The sequence below is a fragment of the Amphibacillus sp. MSJ-3 genome (assembly GCF_018919165.1).
GTDB lineage: Bacteria > Bacillota > Bacilli > Bacillales > Amphibacillaceae > Amphibacillus.
The window spans coordinates 16487-32605 of sequence record NZ_JAHLQM010000009.1 but is presented as its reverse complement, the minus strand read 5'-3'; the positions used below and the strand labels follow the sequence as shown (position 1 = coordinate 32605).

The 16119-nt window shown below is 37.7% G+C and carries 13 protein-coding genes and 1 pseudogene; 1 reads left to right on the top strand and 13 read right to left on the bottom strand.

Annotated features, from left to right (window positions below):
- Window positions 1-7: 7 nt before the first annotated feature.
- From KQI76_RS04265 to KQI76_RS04210, 12 genes are all read right to left on the bottom strand, one after another.
- Entirely contained in the window at window positions 8-1594 is a 1587-nt protein-coding gene (locus KQI76_RS04265; protein ID WP_216399073.1) for an ATP-grasp domain-containing protein, read from the bottom strand.
- 109 nt (window positions 1595-1703) lie between these two features.
- Window positions 1704-3293: an ATP-binding protein gene (locus tag KQI76_RS04260; protein WP_216399072.1), complete on the bottom strand. Its 1590-nt coding sequence runs from the start codon at window positions 3291-3293 to the stop codon at window positions 1704-1706.
- A 44-nt stretch (window positions 3294-3337) separates the two neighbouring features.
- Window positions 3338-4729, bottom strand: a complete 1392-nt coding sequence (locus tag KQI76_RS04255; protein WP_216399071.1) for an ATP-grasp fold amidoligase family protein — start codon at window positions 4727-4729, stop codon at window positions 3338-3340.
- Window positions 4730-4743: 14 nt separating this feature from the next.
- Window positions 4744-4896 (bottom strand): hypothetical protein, encoded by a 153-nt coding sequence (locus KQI76_RS04250; protein ID WP_216399070.1) that lies wholly within the window; start codon window positions 4894-4896, stop codon window positions 4744-4746.
- Window positions 4893-6761, bottom strand: a complete 1869-nt coding sequence (locus tag KQI76_RS04245; RefSeq protein WP_216399069.1) for a glycosyltransferase family 2 protein — start codon at window positions 6759-6761, stop codon at window positions 4893-4895. The genes KQI76_RS04250 and KQI76_RS04245 overlap by 4 nt, the downstream gene beginning before the upstream one ends.
- Window positions 6762-8276: an ABC transporter ATP-binding protein gene (locus KQI76_RS04240; protein ID WP_216399068.1), complete on the bottom strand. Its 1515-nt coding sequence runs from the start codon at window positions 8274-8276 to the stop codon at window positions 6762-6764.
- Window positions 8277-8304: 28 nt separating this feature from the next.
- On the bottom strand, window positions 8305-9081 hold the full coding sequence (locus KQI76_RS04235) for an ABC transporter permease (RefSeq protein WP_216399067.1): 777 nt from the start codon (window positions 9079-9081) through the stop codon (window positions 8305-8307).
- Between the two features lie 197 nt (window positions 9082-9278).
- A complete protein-coding gene (locus tag KQI76_RS04230) occupies window positions 9279-10061 on the bottom strand; it encodes a glycosyltransferase family 2 protein (RefSeq protein ID WP_216399066.1) in 783 nt (260 codons plus the stop codon).
- A 52-nt stretch (window positions 10062-10113) separates the two neighbouring features.
- Window positions 10114-11256 (bottom strand): glycosyltransferase, encoded by a 1143-nt coding sequence (locus tag KQI76_RS04225; RefSeq protein ID WP_371817648.1) that lies wholly within the window; start codon window positions 11254-11256, stop codon window positions 10114-10116.
- Between the two features lie 12 nt (window positions 11257-11268).
- Window positions 11269-12381, bottom strand: coding sequence for a glycosyltransferase (locus KQI76_RS04220; protein WP_216399065.1), 1113 nt, complete (start codon window positions 12379-12381; stop codon window positions 11269-11271).
- 124 nt (window positions 12382-12505) lie between these two features.
- Window positions 12506-13594, bottom strand: coding sequence for an MraY family glycosyltransferase (locus tag KQI76_RS04215; protein ID WP_216399064.1), 1089 nt, complete (start codon window positions 13592-13594; stop codon window positions 12506-12508).
- Between the two features lie 1134 nt (window positions 13595-14728).
- Complete coding sequence (locus KQI76_RS04210) at window positions 14729-15010, bottom strand: hypothetical protein (RefSeq protein ID WP_216399063.1); 282 nt, start codon at window positions 15008-15010, stop codon at window positions 14729-14731.
- Between the two features lie 326 nt (window positions 15011-15336).
- On the opposite strand from KQI76_RS04210, the pseudogene KQI76_RS12110 reads away from it, so the two are divergent.
- Window positions 15337-15513 (top strand): annotated as a pseudogene (locus KQI76_RS12110) (transposase); the annotation flags it as partial.
- A 126-nt stretch (window positions 15514-15639) separates the two neighbouring features.
- Here KQI76_RS12110 and fabZ read toward each other — a convergent pair.
- Window positions 15640-16062 carry a 3-hydroxyacyl-ACP dehydratase FabZ gene (fabZ, locus tag KQI76_RS04205; RefSeq protein ID WP_216399062.1) on the bottom strand — a complete coding sequence of 141 codons (423 nt, stop codon included), beginning with the start codon at window positions 16060-16062 and terminating at the stop codon, window positions 15640-15642.
- Window positions 16063-16119 lie beyond the last annotated feature (57 nt).

The following is a 16119-nucleotide window of genomic DNA, read 5'->3' as shown; positions in this document are numbered from 1 at the left end:
ATTCAAATCATTTGCTTAAGACTCTCTGAAATGGCGTTTTTAAACCTTTTACTGCTTTATCAAGCATAGCTTTGATTCTTCGTTTATGCCCACTTGCAGTTCGTCTAAGAGCATTCATGTTTTTCTCTAATTCACTTAGATCAAATGCGATTATTTCAGGTCTTTGATCGCGGGGGCTTCCTTTAATTTCAAATCCCATTTGAATCGGTTGACTATATTCCTCTACCTTTAGATCAATTATCTTCTTTCCGAATGCTCCTTCAAGTGCTTTGATAAAATGATTGAGCTTGTCCTCATCTTCAACTGCAATCACTAAGTCAATGTTTCTCCTTGACTTTTTATCAAGCCAACCATTTAAATTGTTGGTTAATGCTAGCTGTTGAATCTTTTTAATTTTATTTCGGCTATGGTATTTAAAAGTTAATTGAATACACTTGCCAATTAATTCATTTTCTGGGCTATCTTTTATTTCGACTTCTGCCAAGCTATCATGTTCTAATGAAGCAAAAGCAGATTTTAAGTTGAAATAGATATTTGTATGCTTTCGTTTGTGGTACTTTGTTTCTGGAAAGTAGTAATCGATCATATATTTAGGTACATCTACTGCTCTTCCTTCAAGGGGAAATAGATGAAAGCCAAGTCCAGGTCGAGTATTTAACTCGATGATCACGCCTCGGTTATTTTCTTCATCAATTATCATGTCGATCCCACTGTGAAGTAATCCTGGGATTGCCTGTCTTGCCTTTACCGCAATTTCCTTTAATTGATCAGAAAGCTTATCGGTATAGTCAATTGGATCACCACCTGTTGATATATTGCTTGTTTTTCTTAAATAGATCTGTTGGCCTTTGGGTGGGATTGTTTCCAATGTACAGTTCTGTTCTTTTAGATTTCTATATAATTCAGCATTGATTCGCATGGGTTGGTAATAAAGATGGGGACTAATCTTTCTTAACTCATTCTTTTCTTTAAGCAGTTCTCTAATGGTTTGTTCACCGTCTCCGATGACATTGCCAGGAACTCGATTAATCGCACTTAATACCTTATCTTTAAAAACATAAATCCGGACTTCTTTTCCTTCAATATGTTGTTGAAGGATCACTTCTTGACAGCCTAATTTCCCTCTGACCATCTTAATCGCATGGCTGAGTTCTGTTTCCGTTTGAATATTGGCAAATACACCTTTGCCTCCACTACCATCTGTTGGCTTCAAAACAAGTGGATAGGTTAACTGTCTAGCATATTCAATTATTTCATGATCAGCATGTGATTGATTAAATGTTTTTCCTTGTGGGATGGGAACTCCCGCCTGTTCTAAGTATTGATAAGTCAAGCTTTTATCCCCACATATAGTGACTGCTTCTGGTGTGATTAAATCCCCCATTGAGCCTTGAAAGTAGTGGGTTTTGTCACCATATGTTAATTTATAATCATACTGCTTTTTCCCATCTTCGATTTTTTGATAAAAACTTAGGCTGATCCCACGTCGCCAAGCTTCTAAGGCGATCGTATACATGCTCATTCTTTTTTTCATGGCTTCTTCAGGGATAGCGCCATTTAAGTAAGGTAACCAGACAAAATTATTAGTTAACATGAATCTTCCTCCACCTTAGTTATCCATATAGATGAGATAGCACAGATCTGTCACTTCAAGCAATATGGCTACGAATCTTCTTCTATTCTTTCTTAGCCATACTTCAACATTATTTTCTTCGCCGGTATAATTTTACCATAAAACTAGATCGAAGCGCGATGTATAGCTTATCTGATAGAGTTAAGAGTTTATCTAGTATGAAATGTTTTCTTTTCATTTTTTGATAGGCTTGTTTTAAGTTGCTTTCTTTCTCGGTATGAAACCCTAATTGAATCGGTTCATGTGGGTTCATTTGGTCAACTTTTTTAATCTTTGTTTTTTTATTAAGGTTTGTAATAAAGTGGTTAAACCTTGTCAGAGCCTCTTGATCGTTTGTCGCGATCAGAAGTTCTGCTTCTCGATAACCCTTCTTTTTAATATAACCATTAATCATTTGCAATTGGACCGCTTCATTTTTTAATCTTCGTTGATATTTAAATGTATTTACTTTTCCCCGAAGATAATAGTGCTCTTGATAGAGTTCCCCTAAGGGGGCCGGTTTCACTGTGACGGCTTGCGTTGCCTGATTAAATAAGGGTTGCAAAATATCATCAAGTGGTAGATAGAAGCTCGACTTGAACTCCTGGGCTACTTTTGACTTTGGAAAGTAATAATCAATGATTGCTGCTGGAACATCACGTGCTTTCCCTTGGCCCGGAAATAGGATGGAGCCAATTTGGGCCGTTGGATTTAACTCGATCACAACAGCTTGATCTGTTTCTTGATCAAGCAAGAGATCAACGCCACAATGGTAAAGTCCCGGAACTGCTTTCACTGCTTTAACGGCAATTGCTTTGACTTTATCTGTTAAGCAATCAAGTTTATCTTCGGCATCGCCACCGATTGAAATATTACTTTTTGCATTTAAGAAGATATAGTCATCTTTTTCAGGAACTGTCGACAAGCTTCTTTGGTCTTTTTTGATAAACGCGATTAATTCATCATCGATTTTAATTAAACAGTTAGCTAATCGTGGGTTGGTCTTTCTGACTTGGTTTTTCTTCTGAATTAATTCTTCAATTGTCGATTGTCCATCACCGATCACATAGGCAGGGGTTCGCCTGATCGCACCAACAACCTGGTCACCAACAACGTAGAGGCGATAATCGTCCCCCTTGATATGTTCTTCAACAAGGATATCCTGGTAACCTTCTTTGTGGCGCGTACGAATTAGACTTTGGCGAAAGTCATTTATATCAGTGATGTTGACGGTGATTCCTCTACCAAAGCTACCATCAGTAGGCTTGATGACTAATGGGAAATTAAGCTCTTTGGCATAACGGATAATCTCATCGTCTGAGCAATCAGGCTCAAACCGCGCTCCTTTTGGAAAAGGAAGTTGGTGTTTTGCTAAATATTCTTTTGTTCGATCTTTATCAGCAGCGATTGCGACTGCTTGATTGGATACCTTGTCGCTACGTGTTCTAAAGAAATAGCGAGTGTGCTCCCCATCTGATAGTGAATAGAGTTTTCCTGGTTTATCGACATACCATGTCTTCATCTCCTTAAAGGCAGGTGCATCTTTGCTATACCACTTCAGCTCTAAGCCTCTTCTCCATCCCTCTAATGCAATCGCATAGGCATCTAGTAAGTAGCCATCAATACGAGCAAAAACACTTGGCGCATAATCTTCTAGCCACTCTGGATTCATACTGGTCATCCGTCGAACCTCCGTCTTGGTAACAATTGAACTTGCATGATACATTACTGATTTACTTTCTCTATATCGGCGATCTTTAAATAAGCGTCAAATGACTTGCCATTTAATAAATCATTAAATAGCTCAGCCTCTGCTTGTAAATATAATTCTCCTAGCTCTTGATCGATCTCAGCATTAAAATGGTCAAAGTGGCCTGGTTTAGGGGTGAATTCACCAAATACCAGCCCTTTTTCTGTTCGTAAAAAATCAATCCGCATAAATGGAACAGGTAGTTCTTTACTTAATTGTTTCACTTGCTCGATTTCTTCCTTTGTTACACCGATGCCAGTAAAGAGTTGACCATTGTATTTACCCGTCTCGATTATTTCGCCTTGATCATTCCACCAGCAATATTCCGTTTTACCTGTTCGTTTAATTTCTAAGATCAATGGGATTTGGCCATAGAAACTATAAAATTTAAGGTCTCTTGCGGGTTCTTGATCATTTAACTGCAATAAGCTTTCATAATACCATTGATCTTCTTTCACCCATTTTTTAGCTAGATCTGCCTGCATGGACTTCACTAATTGGCTCCAGCTCGTTAAATGTCTATTACGTTTAATATCGTAAATATCTTTACTATGCTTAACTAAGTAGACTCCTCTACCCCCATCACTATCCGTTGGTTTAATCACTACATCTGATAAGGTGGGTAAGGTTGCTGTCGTGAAAGTTTCCTTACTCTCCTCAGGACGTGCAATACCTAGCTGATCAACAAAACGATAAGCGATTCTTTTATCATCTAAAATTAGGTCAGGTAATTGCACGCCCAACTGTTTGAGGCGAAATCTTCGCACCATGCTATCACTATATGAATCTAACTTTGCTAGCGAGATATTCTTTTCTTCTGCTTGGCGAACGATATATTCAGGAAATCTTGCCTTTTTGTACAATAATGCCGTTTCTTGATAGAGATATTTCTCTAATTCAGCCTCTTCCAAATGGTCATAGTTACGGGATAATTGATCAAGAATTCGTTTGGTCTGTTCTTTTAGGCGTTGATCTTCGGCGCTTAGTTGTGCGATAAAGTTAAAGGTCAGTCCATTTAAATTAATTAATTCAGCAATCTTGGCTTCTGAATTAAGGTCATTTTTCCTTAAGCCTTCAATGACGCGATCGACTAATTCAGCTTGAGCCGAGTGTTCGAGTAAATAATCCTTCTTTATCAATTCCTTTTGTAAGTTGAGATTTTCTCGATAAATTGAGCGACCTCTAAACAAAATGAGAAAGAAGGCCTTTATATAAGTAAAGGGACGCATCAGTTTACTGAATTTAACTAAGCGACTGTTTTTTAAATGGTCGATATCTTTCTCTAGGCGCTTCGTTTCTTGCATGAGTCGTCCATATGCTTCCACTTTATCGCCTTGTTCATTGAGCATGGCTTGATCTACTTCCATTTCGCACTTCTCCTCTATGGCTTTAACCGTTTTCGCATCCGTTTAATCAATGGATTTCGTTCAACTTGCTTAAAATGATATTGCTCTTCTGCATATTCGCTTAATAGCAGCTCTTTATCTTTTTCAAGTTTTTGAATGCGTTTATTTAATGATCGGTCGTTTATCATTTGGATTCAACCTTTTTCAAACTTGGTTTTATTTCATAGGATTGATCAAAATACTTTGCTAATGTCCTCGTTTGGGTTTGATTTAATGCTTGCGCTGAAATCACTTCGATTCTCTTCGCTTTTATTTCCGGGCGATAAACTTGCTGTTCGTTAAGCGCATTCGGTGTTCGGATGATTAGACGATCGGTAGTAATATGCTCCCCGTAACAAACCACAGTTAGTTTCTTTTGGTTGATCAACTTTCGAATCGATGATGCGATCGGTTGATCAGGTCTAGCAGCAAACTGATCCATTTGGACAATGGCTATGTTTTCAGTCTCTTGGATTAAATCATTGAGTTCGGTGAATATCTGATCGATTTCTCGATTAGAGTCACGAAAATCAGCACTATAAACGAGCTTGAAAAAGCGACTATCTCCACTTGTACTTTCTCGTTCAGGTAAGATCGGGTTGGGAACTTGAAATAGACGATCAGTTTGAGGGAAAGAGTAGTATAGGTCATCATGTGTCTGATGATAATGGATTTGAGCTTCTCGATACTCCTTCCGAACACCCATAAAATAACCTGGGAAGCCAAAGACTGAGTTCCCTGTCAATGAGTTAGCTGATTGTCTTTGGAAAGATAATGGACCAATCGGTAAATCAACTACTGATCTTGGGCCAAAAACCTTTTTGATTCTTAAGATAAATTCTGAATCAGCTGCAAAACGGACTGCATCCCAATGTCCCAACTTAGCAAGAACTTCCTTTCTTCGAAACATAAATGATGACATATTACTAAAAATATATTCACCAGGTTTACCGCGTCGGTAAAATTGTAAATCGTCTGTTAATCGAGTTTGTTCCGAAGTGTTCCCCATCACTTTCTTATTCTTGAGTAAGTGGCTTGCTTGACGAGCGATTTTCTCTGGGTGTGACCAATCATCCCCATCATTAATCGTTATAAAATCACCAGTTGCTTGTTGTAAAGCAATGTTTCTTGCGACGTAAGAGCCACTATTTCTTGGTGTCTTTAAATAGTTGACTCTTGGGTCTTTATCTAAATAAGCTTGGATAATTGCCGCTGTCCCGTCTGTGCTACAATCATCAACAACAAGTACTTCAAGGTTGGTCCATGTTTGTTGTAGGACTGAGTCAATCGCTGTACGCACTTGTTCACCAGCATTATAAACAGGGAGGATGACCGTTACTTTTGCTTGGTCTGTCTCTGGATCTGATGCTAACCATTCAACTTGCAAGCGATCATAATCGGATTTGCCCGCCTGTCCATTTAGCGAGATTGGAGCAAGATCATAGCTGGCTAATGCACGATTGATCCAGACTAACTTGGTTTCTTGATCATCGACTAAATTAGCATAGGCCAAATACAGATCTGGATGGCTTTGTTCTGCCATGACTTGCTCCAAGATAGCTTTTGCCTTTTCCTGTTGATTTAACTGAATAAGATCTTCACTTTTAATGATCGTTCTTTTTCGTTTTTGATCAGTCGTCAGCTTATTTGACTGTAATTGATCGAGATAGTTCAAGCTTTTTTCAGCATCTTCTGGATTGTATTGATCCGCATGCCAAAGGGCCAATTCAAAACCGGCTAGATCCGATAGATCAGGGTCTTCTGTTTGTTCAAATAGTGCGAGTAATTCTCGATAACCCGCTTCTTGAAAGCCAAGATTTTTCATGCGGTATTTTGCTTCATATACCTTGAGCAATCTTTTTTGTTTATGACTAGCTGAAAATAACTGCCGCAATTGATTTTTTCTTTCATCAGTTAAACTTCTTCTAAGATAGTCTTTCATCGCTTTTGGCAACAAAGCATCATAGATAAGTTGTCCACCATCTGCCAGCTTTTTCTTGAGCAAGGTCAACATCTAGTTCACTCGCCTTCTTCGTTCATTATCCTTGTTAGCTTTTTCTCGATACTTGGCAACAACCTCTTTGGCTTCACCATCCATCATGATTTGACCTTGGTCAATCCAGATCGCTCTAGAACAGACATTCTCAACAAATCTCATACTATGGGTAACAATGACAACAGCCTTTGACTGTTCCATCATGTCTTGGATTTTTTCACTTGCTTTTTGTTGGAAAGCCATATCACCTGTTGATAAGGCCTCATCAATAATAAAGATATCCGGTTCAAGAGCGGCCGCAATACTAAAACCTAGTCGTGCCCGCATCCCACTGGAATAATGTTTAATTGATTTATCGATTGATTTATTTAAACCGGAAAACTCAACAATTTTCTCTAAATTAGCTGCTACAACATCTTTAGGAATACCAAGCAACATCCCATTTAAATAAATATTGTCTATTCCCGATAAATGACGGTTAAAACCCGTTCCGTAATTTAACAGGGCAGTTGTCTCACCATTGACGATGATTTCACCTTCATCTGGTTTTAAAATTTTTGTCATCGCCTTACATAGGGTAGTTTTCCCTGCTCCATTTCGGCCAATGATACCAACGACTTCACCTTCATGAATAGTAAAGGATAGCTTTCGAAGGGCCCAGTGATTCTCGTGTCGTAATTTGAAATTAATCCCCATATCTTTTGCTTCAATCACAACATTGTCTTTCTTTTCAATATCGACATTTTTTAATTGCAGGCGTTTCACTACTCTTCGTTTAGCTTTCGGTACGGTTTGTTCATATTGGCTAATGACTGTTTCAGGGTCACCAATAGCCCGCACTTCTCCCTTTTCTAACCACATGACACGGTCACAATGCTGCCGTGCAAATCGGTGACTGTGGGTAACGATGATTACCATTTTAGCTTTTTTGACAAGTTCCCTAATTTTCTCGCCTGCTTTTTTACTGAAGGCTTGATCACCAGTATTTAAGGCTTCATCCAGGATTAAGATTTCAGGTTCCAGGTGGGCGGCTACACTAAAGCCAAGTCGTGCCCGCATTCCGCTCGAGTACTTTTTCATCGGTTGATCAAAAAAGTCACCTAAACCTGAAAATTCGTGTATTTCATCAATGAATTTTGTGATTGTATCTTTTGGAATCCCAATCATCATTCCATTTAAATAAACATTTTCCCGGCCAGTTAATTTACGATTCGTCCCCATTCCATAAGAGAACAATGCCGATACTTTGCCATCGACTGTTAACTTGCCCTCGTCTGGTTTAAGAATTCCTGTTAGGGCTTTACAAATTGTTGTTTTTCCTGATCCATTAGAACCAACGATACCAAGAACTTCTCCTTGATAGCCCTTGAAACTAACTCCTCTTAACGGCCAGAAGACTCGGTTCTTTTCCTTCCGTTTTTCACCTTTCATTAAGTCAATCACTTGTGATTTATAATCATCACCTTTATATTTCGACTGGTAGCTAACTCCAAGGTTTTCTGCTTCGATAATAACATTTTTATCTGAACTCATTTTAAAACCTCATTCTCCTATTGATAAGTTATAGAGCTTTAATAATCTTATGTTCATTTTTGCTGTAGTGACGTAATAACAATAGAATGACGACAATTGACATGATTGCCACGATTGTTAAACTCATAAAATCTGGTGATGTTCGATACATTAAAATATCCCGATAACTATTGATAATAACTGCAAATGGGTTTAAATCGATTAATATTTGTGGAAATCTCATATTTCCATCATCACCCCAAATAATCGGTGTGGTGAAAAACAAAATCCGTGTGATATGTTTTGTCAAATTATCAATATCTCGAATAAATACGGCGACATAACCAAAAAACAAAGCAATCGCCAACAGGAATAATAATTGAACTAAAATTATAATTGGTAAATAAATAACCTGCCAACCCGGAACAACACCAAAGAGCGCTAAAAAGATCGCAATGACAATTAAACCAAACATAAAGTTAAACATCTGGGTGAGTGACAAGGCGATTGGAAAAATGGATTTCGGTAAATACACTTGGTTAATGATTGATGAATACCGTGTAATTGATCGTGTTGAGCCATTAATCGTTGTGCTCATCCAACGCCATACAACTAATCCAATGGCTAAGTAGACAGGGAAGTTTGGCCCGCCCCCACCTAGAATAACAACTCTCAGTAAATAGTAGATTCCAACGTTTAAGAGCGGGTCTAATAACCACCAAAAGTAACCCAAATAACTATCTCGATTGTCTGCCTTTAAGCCAGATTTCACAAGGTAAATTAGTAAATCTTTTCTTTTTCGCATTTCTTTTATATAGTTACGCATATTTTTCACTCCACTTATTAAATTAGGCATATTGGATAATGATCAAGTTTTATCCTAGATTAAGGGTCTATATACCCCCACTCCCACCATACAGGAAAATCCATCAGATGATATGCAGGTGATCAAGAGTCAGTAAATGCCCGATTCATTCATCTCACATGCAGTAAGGGATGAAGAAAACCCTTCTGAGTGAAACTTCATTTTATATAATGAACATACTCCCATGATTTTAAAATTGCATAATGAATGAAGTACCAGATCGCAACTGGTAAACTTAACTTCTCTATATCACGATAAACCCGCCAATTTTGTTTGGCCATTTTCAGTTTATTGCTTGACAATGAGTCAACACGGACCCGATAATTTGCTAGTGGTTTAGGTATACCTAGAGCGGTAAAACCACGACGTGTTAAGTCAAGCCATAGGGCGTAATCTTGCCGAGAACGAATATCTGCCATTTGGATCGGTCCAGTTTGGTCTTGGTCAATCATAACCGTCAAGCAGCCAATGACATTTTTCTTCAATAATTGCTTATAGGACACGGTTTCCGGGACGATCACGGGCTTGATTTCTTTCCGACCATCCGCATGTAGTTGGATTCGATTGTAAGAAGTATAGCTTAAGGCTGCCCCGGTTGATTGCATAAAAGCAATTTGGCTCGCTAATTTGTTTGGCAACCATTGATCATCACTGTCTAAAAAGGCGATATAGCGGCCTTTTGCCTCTCTTAAACCAGCATTTCTTGTCCGAGCGGGTCCCTCATTTTTGCTTCGCTCAATTAGGCGAATCCGAGGTTCTTGTGACATCATCTCTTTAACAGTTTTAACAGTATTGTCCTTTGAGTGATCATCAATCACAATCATTTCCCAATTGGAATAATTTTGTTGTCGGACAGATTCAATCGTATCGATTATAAAAGACTCCGCATTATAGGTTGGTGTGATAATCGATACCATTGGATTTATTTGTTCTTTATTCATCGTATCCCGCCTTAATTACAATCATCTCATCTTTCAGTGCTTATTCATAAAGCTACTGAAGCTTCTGATACCAGGTCAAAAGTTTACTTTCTTCGACTTGCCAGTTTAATTCATTTTTAATAGCTTGTCTACCTTTTTCAATCATCTCTTTTCGTTCTTCTGGATGGTTTTTTAAGTAGTCAAGCGCTTGTTCCCAATCGTTCGGATCATTTGGATCAACTGTTATACCACATTGATGGCGGTCAATAAAAGCTTGCCAGGTGGGAAAGTTTGAACAGACAATAGGAATCCCGGCTGTCATGTACTCAAAGAATTTGGTTAATTCCTTCCGTTTATAATGGGCTGTCGGCGGGAACACGGCCATACCAGCTAACCAATTTCGCTTTAAATAAGCTTTATCAATCTCTTGACGTTCCACAAATTGATCAATCCCCGTAAAGTGAAGCTGATCTTTCGCCGCCCCTGCTAATGCTTCCATTTTATCCGCAATTTCCCGCTGACACTTTCCATAGAAATAAATATCTAGCTGTGACGGTAATTTGGGCAGTATAGCATGTAAATAGGCACCCCGCACTTCGGTTACATTTCCAGTATAAATGACAGCATTCGCCGGCTCTTCTTCATCACGTCGAGCCGTTAATAATTGTTCATTTAAGATAGGGTAATTTAAGATAGGCTGACCATTTGGGTAGCGTTCTTGGTAATACTTTTCCGCCAAACAAATATCAAGCTTTCTGATCAAAAAGGCTTCTATTTTATTATAAAGGTGCGCGACAATGTTTTTAATCGGCTTTTTAAGATAGTCTTTTTGCAAAATGCTTGTTTGATAATCTTCATGAACATCATAAATAACTGTATTGTTTGTCTTCTTTAATAGCCAGCCAACCCAGAGTAGTTCTGGATCATGAAAATGATAATAGTCGGCTTGTTCTTTTTTTGCTAAGCGATAGGTTTGCCATGTTGATCCAATCATTCGTAATAAACGGTTTTTTCGCTTTCTTGTTGCTATGAGTTGAATACCTTCTTCCGTCACTAGCCTAGCGCCAGATTCCTTATCGTCTAATGGAACGATCAGACTGACATCATAACCTGCTTTATGTAAAGAAAGGCATTCTTTATGATAAATTCGCGTATCAAAGGGGTGGTGAACAGTCGTCAAATGAACGACTTTTTTCTGTTTTCCCAAATTAGACATCTCCCTAACTTCCTATTGTATCACATCTTCAAAAACAGATTGGTATTGCTCAACTATGTCGTCTACATTGAAAAATTGAACGCGCTCATAGCCCTCGTTAATTATATCATTAAGTTCGCTATTTGCTAAATGCAAAACGTCTATCATATTTTCCTTTAATCCATCTATGTCACCAACCTCAACAAGGCGACCATAGCGACCGTTTACTAATATTTCAGCTGGGCCAGACTTACAATTTGTTGAGACAACAGGTGTTCCAGTTGCAAGAGCTTCAGCAACCACATGCGCAAAGCCTTCAAACTTCGAGCTTAAAACAAATAAATCGGCAGCTTTTAAGAATGTATAGGGATTTTTTTGAAATCCGACAAAATGAACATATTGTGAAACATTCTCCTGCTCTGCTAGTTGCTTTAATTCTGTTTCTAGAGGGCCTTCTCCTAAAATAATTAATCGGCTCTTTAACTGCTGATTAACTTGGGCAAAAGATTTAATTAGTGTCGCTTGATCTTTTTGGTCAACAAGTCTCCCTGCTGTGACAATATTTTTCCGATCAGCCGCGAAAAGCGCCTGGTGGCTGATCGACAAAGGTTCTTCTGCTTTTTTGGTGATTTCCTTGATGTCAACTGGATTATAAATCACTTTTATCCGTTCAGGTTTAACTCGGTACCGCTTGATAAGGTTGTCCTTTACCCCTTCTGATAAAGAAATGACCTGATCGGATAAATTATATATCAAGCCAAATCCTCGTAGTCTCAGGCGCTCAACAAAATCACCATCTAAATTAGAGGCTTCCCGCACAATGCTTTTTGCTTTTGTGAAGGATAAGATCTTGGCTAAGACAGCAATTGTATTGACACGTGGAATTGTACTAAAAACGATATCAACCTCTTCCTGACGAATGACTCGGGCAAGTTTGAAGACGGATCGACTTAATCGTTTCGTGTCTAGCTTATGAAAGATGACATCATCCTTTATTTCTGATTCATAGGAACCTTGATAATTTAAGGTTACAAGAACGGGTTGAAATCTTTCTCTGTCTAAATTATTAATCAGATTTAGTAACGTTCGAGCCGCACCACCGGCTCCCATTTGGTAAATGAAAAAAAGGACCTTTACCTTTTTCATTTAAAACACAACCTTTCCTTAAAAGCTAACGATCTCTCAGTTCGCAGATCGTTCTTTACCTGAAACCATGAATTAACATGCAAAAGGATTTGTGTCTTCACACAAACCCCATCAATTTTTTTCTTCACTGATTGCTTTTATAATCTACATTTTTCTTTTTGCACGTACGGTGCACCATATTTATTAATGGCATCTTACCATTGCCAATTACCCCTGCTAATTCCGCAAAAGCTTGAAGTAGCAAAAGTAGCGCTAAAGAAAGGATAAAGGTAACAACTAGAGATGCTTTTGAATAGAGGATTGCGATTAGACCAAATAATGCCGAGAATCCATAAATGATTAAGACCGTTGCCCGATGGCTAAAACCCGCCTCAAGCAAACGATAATGGATATGTTTTTTATCCGGTAACAAAATGCTTTCCCCATCAAGTATCCGACGAACAATCGCAAATAAGGTGTCGAAAATCGGAATCGCTAAGATAATAATTGGTAAGATAAAACTAAATATTGTTACATTTTTAAATAATCCCAGCGTTGAAATTACAGCTATCGAATAGCCGAGAAACATTGATCCCGTATCCCCCATATAGATTTTAGCAGGGTAGAAGTTGTGAAAAAGGAATCCAATATTTCCAGCAATTAAAACGGTGGCCAAGTAAATAACAACAACATTGTTATCCATAAAGGCCATAATTAAAATACTGATTAATCCAATGGTCGTCACTCCTGATGCCAATCCATCCAATCCATCAATTAAATTGATTGCATTGGTAATCCCAACAATCCACATAACCGTAATAAAGACGGCTACGACTTGATTAAATTCGATTGTTCCGAATAAAGGGAGGGTAATCCTTTCTATAATGACTCCTCCTGATATAACAACCGTCGTAGCCAGTAATTGTCCGGCTAATTTAACAAGTGGCCGAATTTGATATTTATCATCAATTATACCGACGATTGTGACGATAATCGCACCATAAAAAACAGCGGGCAACTCGGGATGACTAGGTTGTAAATATAGAAGCCCAAGCGCAACGCCGATAAATATGGCAAGCCCCCCGAGTCTTGGAGTAACATGTTTATGAATTTTTCTTTTTGACGGTAAATCAACAAAACCAAATTTGAAGGCGAATTTCTTAATAGGAAAGACCAATATTAAGGTTGAAGTTAAAGTAATGACAAATGCGATAATTAAATTTTGTATATTCATCTTTTCCCCTACTTTTAAAATTGTTATCTAAAGACGGTTCGTTCTACTTCTCCACTCTATTGCTCCACATAATCTGACGTTTTCTCATTACATTACGTTACAAATCGTTTTAATTATAGCCGAACCATGATCCATTTAAAGTGAAACTTTACTCACAGTGGAACGTCTTTCCTCCACTAAGTATTTGATGAACAAATCGGGCCTTTACTGACTGTTGATCCACCGATTATCAGCAAATGGTCTCCCTTGTATAATTGAGGTGGAGACTTATAATCAGTTAATTTGTGGCAAAATCAGCGTTCATCACTAGTGGCATCCACATGATCTATGGTTTCTTGTCTATTATTCGAGTGAAAACAAGTGAGACATTTATTTATACTGTTCTATCCCAAATGTTCCTCTTATCGTTATTTGTGTATGTGAAAAGAGTTAAGACTGAATCGTAACAGTCATTAGAAGTAGCGTTCTGTTTTCTACAGACTTTTTTCATTTTTGACAGAATTCAACTACTTAATCAATAAGTAAAAACAACATAAACAGTATAGCATAAATTACTCTGGAAATTGTGGAATATTTGTATGATTCATTACGGTTCCTTTATGTTGAATCATTCATAGTCTATCACAACATGAATCTTATGTGGATATATTTCATCATAAATCGCGACTATTTATGAGGGTGAAGGGGATCGTCTGAAGGATGATATTGTGGAAAATAGTTAAAATTTATCAAATTGAAGATCTATGCTATTTTTAATCAATTAAATCTTGATTCAATGAGAATTAAGTTCGGTAAGCCTGCTTTTTTAGCAACTAGGGTCTCTACTAGAAGGTCTTGGCTTAGATGACTTGGCTTGTGTATTGAATGTGTTTTGTGTCACTGCAAATACGCCAGTCTTATTATTTCCCTATCTTTTTAGGAACTGATATCACCGTTATCCCCCACTTATTATTTCGAAGAATTAAAGTGGGGGCATGGCGATGGCTAGCATGTGTTCCTATTAAAAGTGTATCAGGGTAAGACATTCAATTAGATTGAGGTAAAACTTATCTGTCCTATTATAATTAACTATCGGATTATACTTAATTAACAAATCACTTTAGAATTCATTTTTTTCATAATTAATCACTCAAATTATTCTTTATCTTCTTTTAGATCTTTTTGGTCTTCTTCATTGTCCATATTAGGATCTGTTTCTTCATCTGTTTCAGGATCTATGTTATCTTGGTCCATGTCTTCTTCGAATAGATCTTTAGTTTCATCACCTATGTCATCTATACCTTCTTGAACATCTTCCTCAACGGACTGATTGTCATTTTCAACAGGTTGATCATCTTCAGGCGGTGTATCTTGATTTTGATTACAACCTAACAATAATCCAACCATCATTAGAGAAATAATGATTTTTCCAAACATATCGTCACCTCTTTTCTGCATTTTTACATTTATAGCTTGCCCTGCTTAATTAATTCTAATCATTCAGAAGCAGAAAATTTTATCGAGGTCGATTGAATCAAATTGAGTATGTAACCACTTGATTTGGAGTGTGTTGGTTATCTCTCATAGATATAGCCATTGAGCAATTTCCTGATCATAACTCTTTAAATAGGTGTAGTGAATAATTCATCTTATCTCATAACGATAAGGTGAATTTAATGAATGGGTAAATGTTTAAATATCAGACTGGTTTTTTGTTGGTAAAATAAATCTTCAGTCAGTTAATCTGCGGTAAAGCGATAAGAAAGACTTTAGAAGAAAAGACTGGCGAAACTTACGGTCAAGGTAAAATTGATGTTGAGCCGTTCTTTGGGTTTTTGAAGGCTAATTTGGGTTTCACTTGTTTATCTTTAAGGGATAAATCTAAAGTACACAATGAAGAGAATTTGCGTTATTGGCTGTGAACTTAAGGAAATTCACGACTAATAACTCTAAGACTCCAAAGCGTTCAAACCACTACAAAAATGAAAAGGGTTCTATTTACGAAAAAAACGTAAATAGAACCCTTTTTTACTCACTGGGACTAATTATGTGCATCAGCTAATTTCTTATTGAATAGCAAACATAATTTCGGCTTCACAGGCTATTTCGCCATCGACGGTGGCCTTGGCTTTACCTTTGCCTATTGGCCCTTTAAGTCTGGTGATCTCAACTTCTAATCTTAATGTATCACCTGGTTTAACTTGTCGCTTAAAACGGCATTTGTCTATTCCAGCCAGAAAACCAATCTTCCCTTTGTTCTCTTCCTTGCTCAGCATTGCGACAGCTCCCGCCTGTGCCAATGCTTCAACAATAAGTACACCTGGCATCACTGGATAATCGGGAAAATGACCTTGAAAAAAGGGTTCATTTATTGTTACATTTTTCTTTGCCACAACGCGTTTCCCTTCCTCAACCTCAATGATTTCATCAACGAGTAAGAATGGATAGCGATGTGGAATCGTCGCTTTAATTTGTTCAATGTCCAACATTTTAACTCTAACTCCTTTTACGCTCTTCTATATTTAACGCTCATTCATACAAGTTCA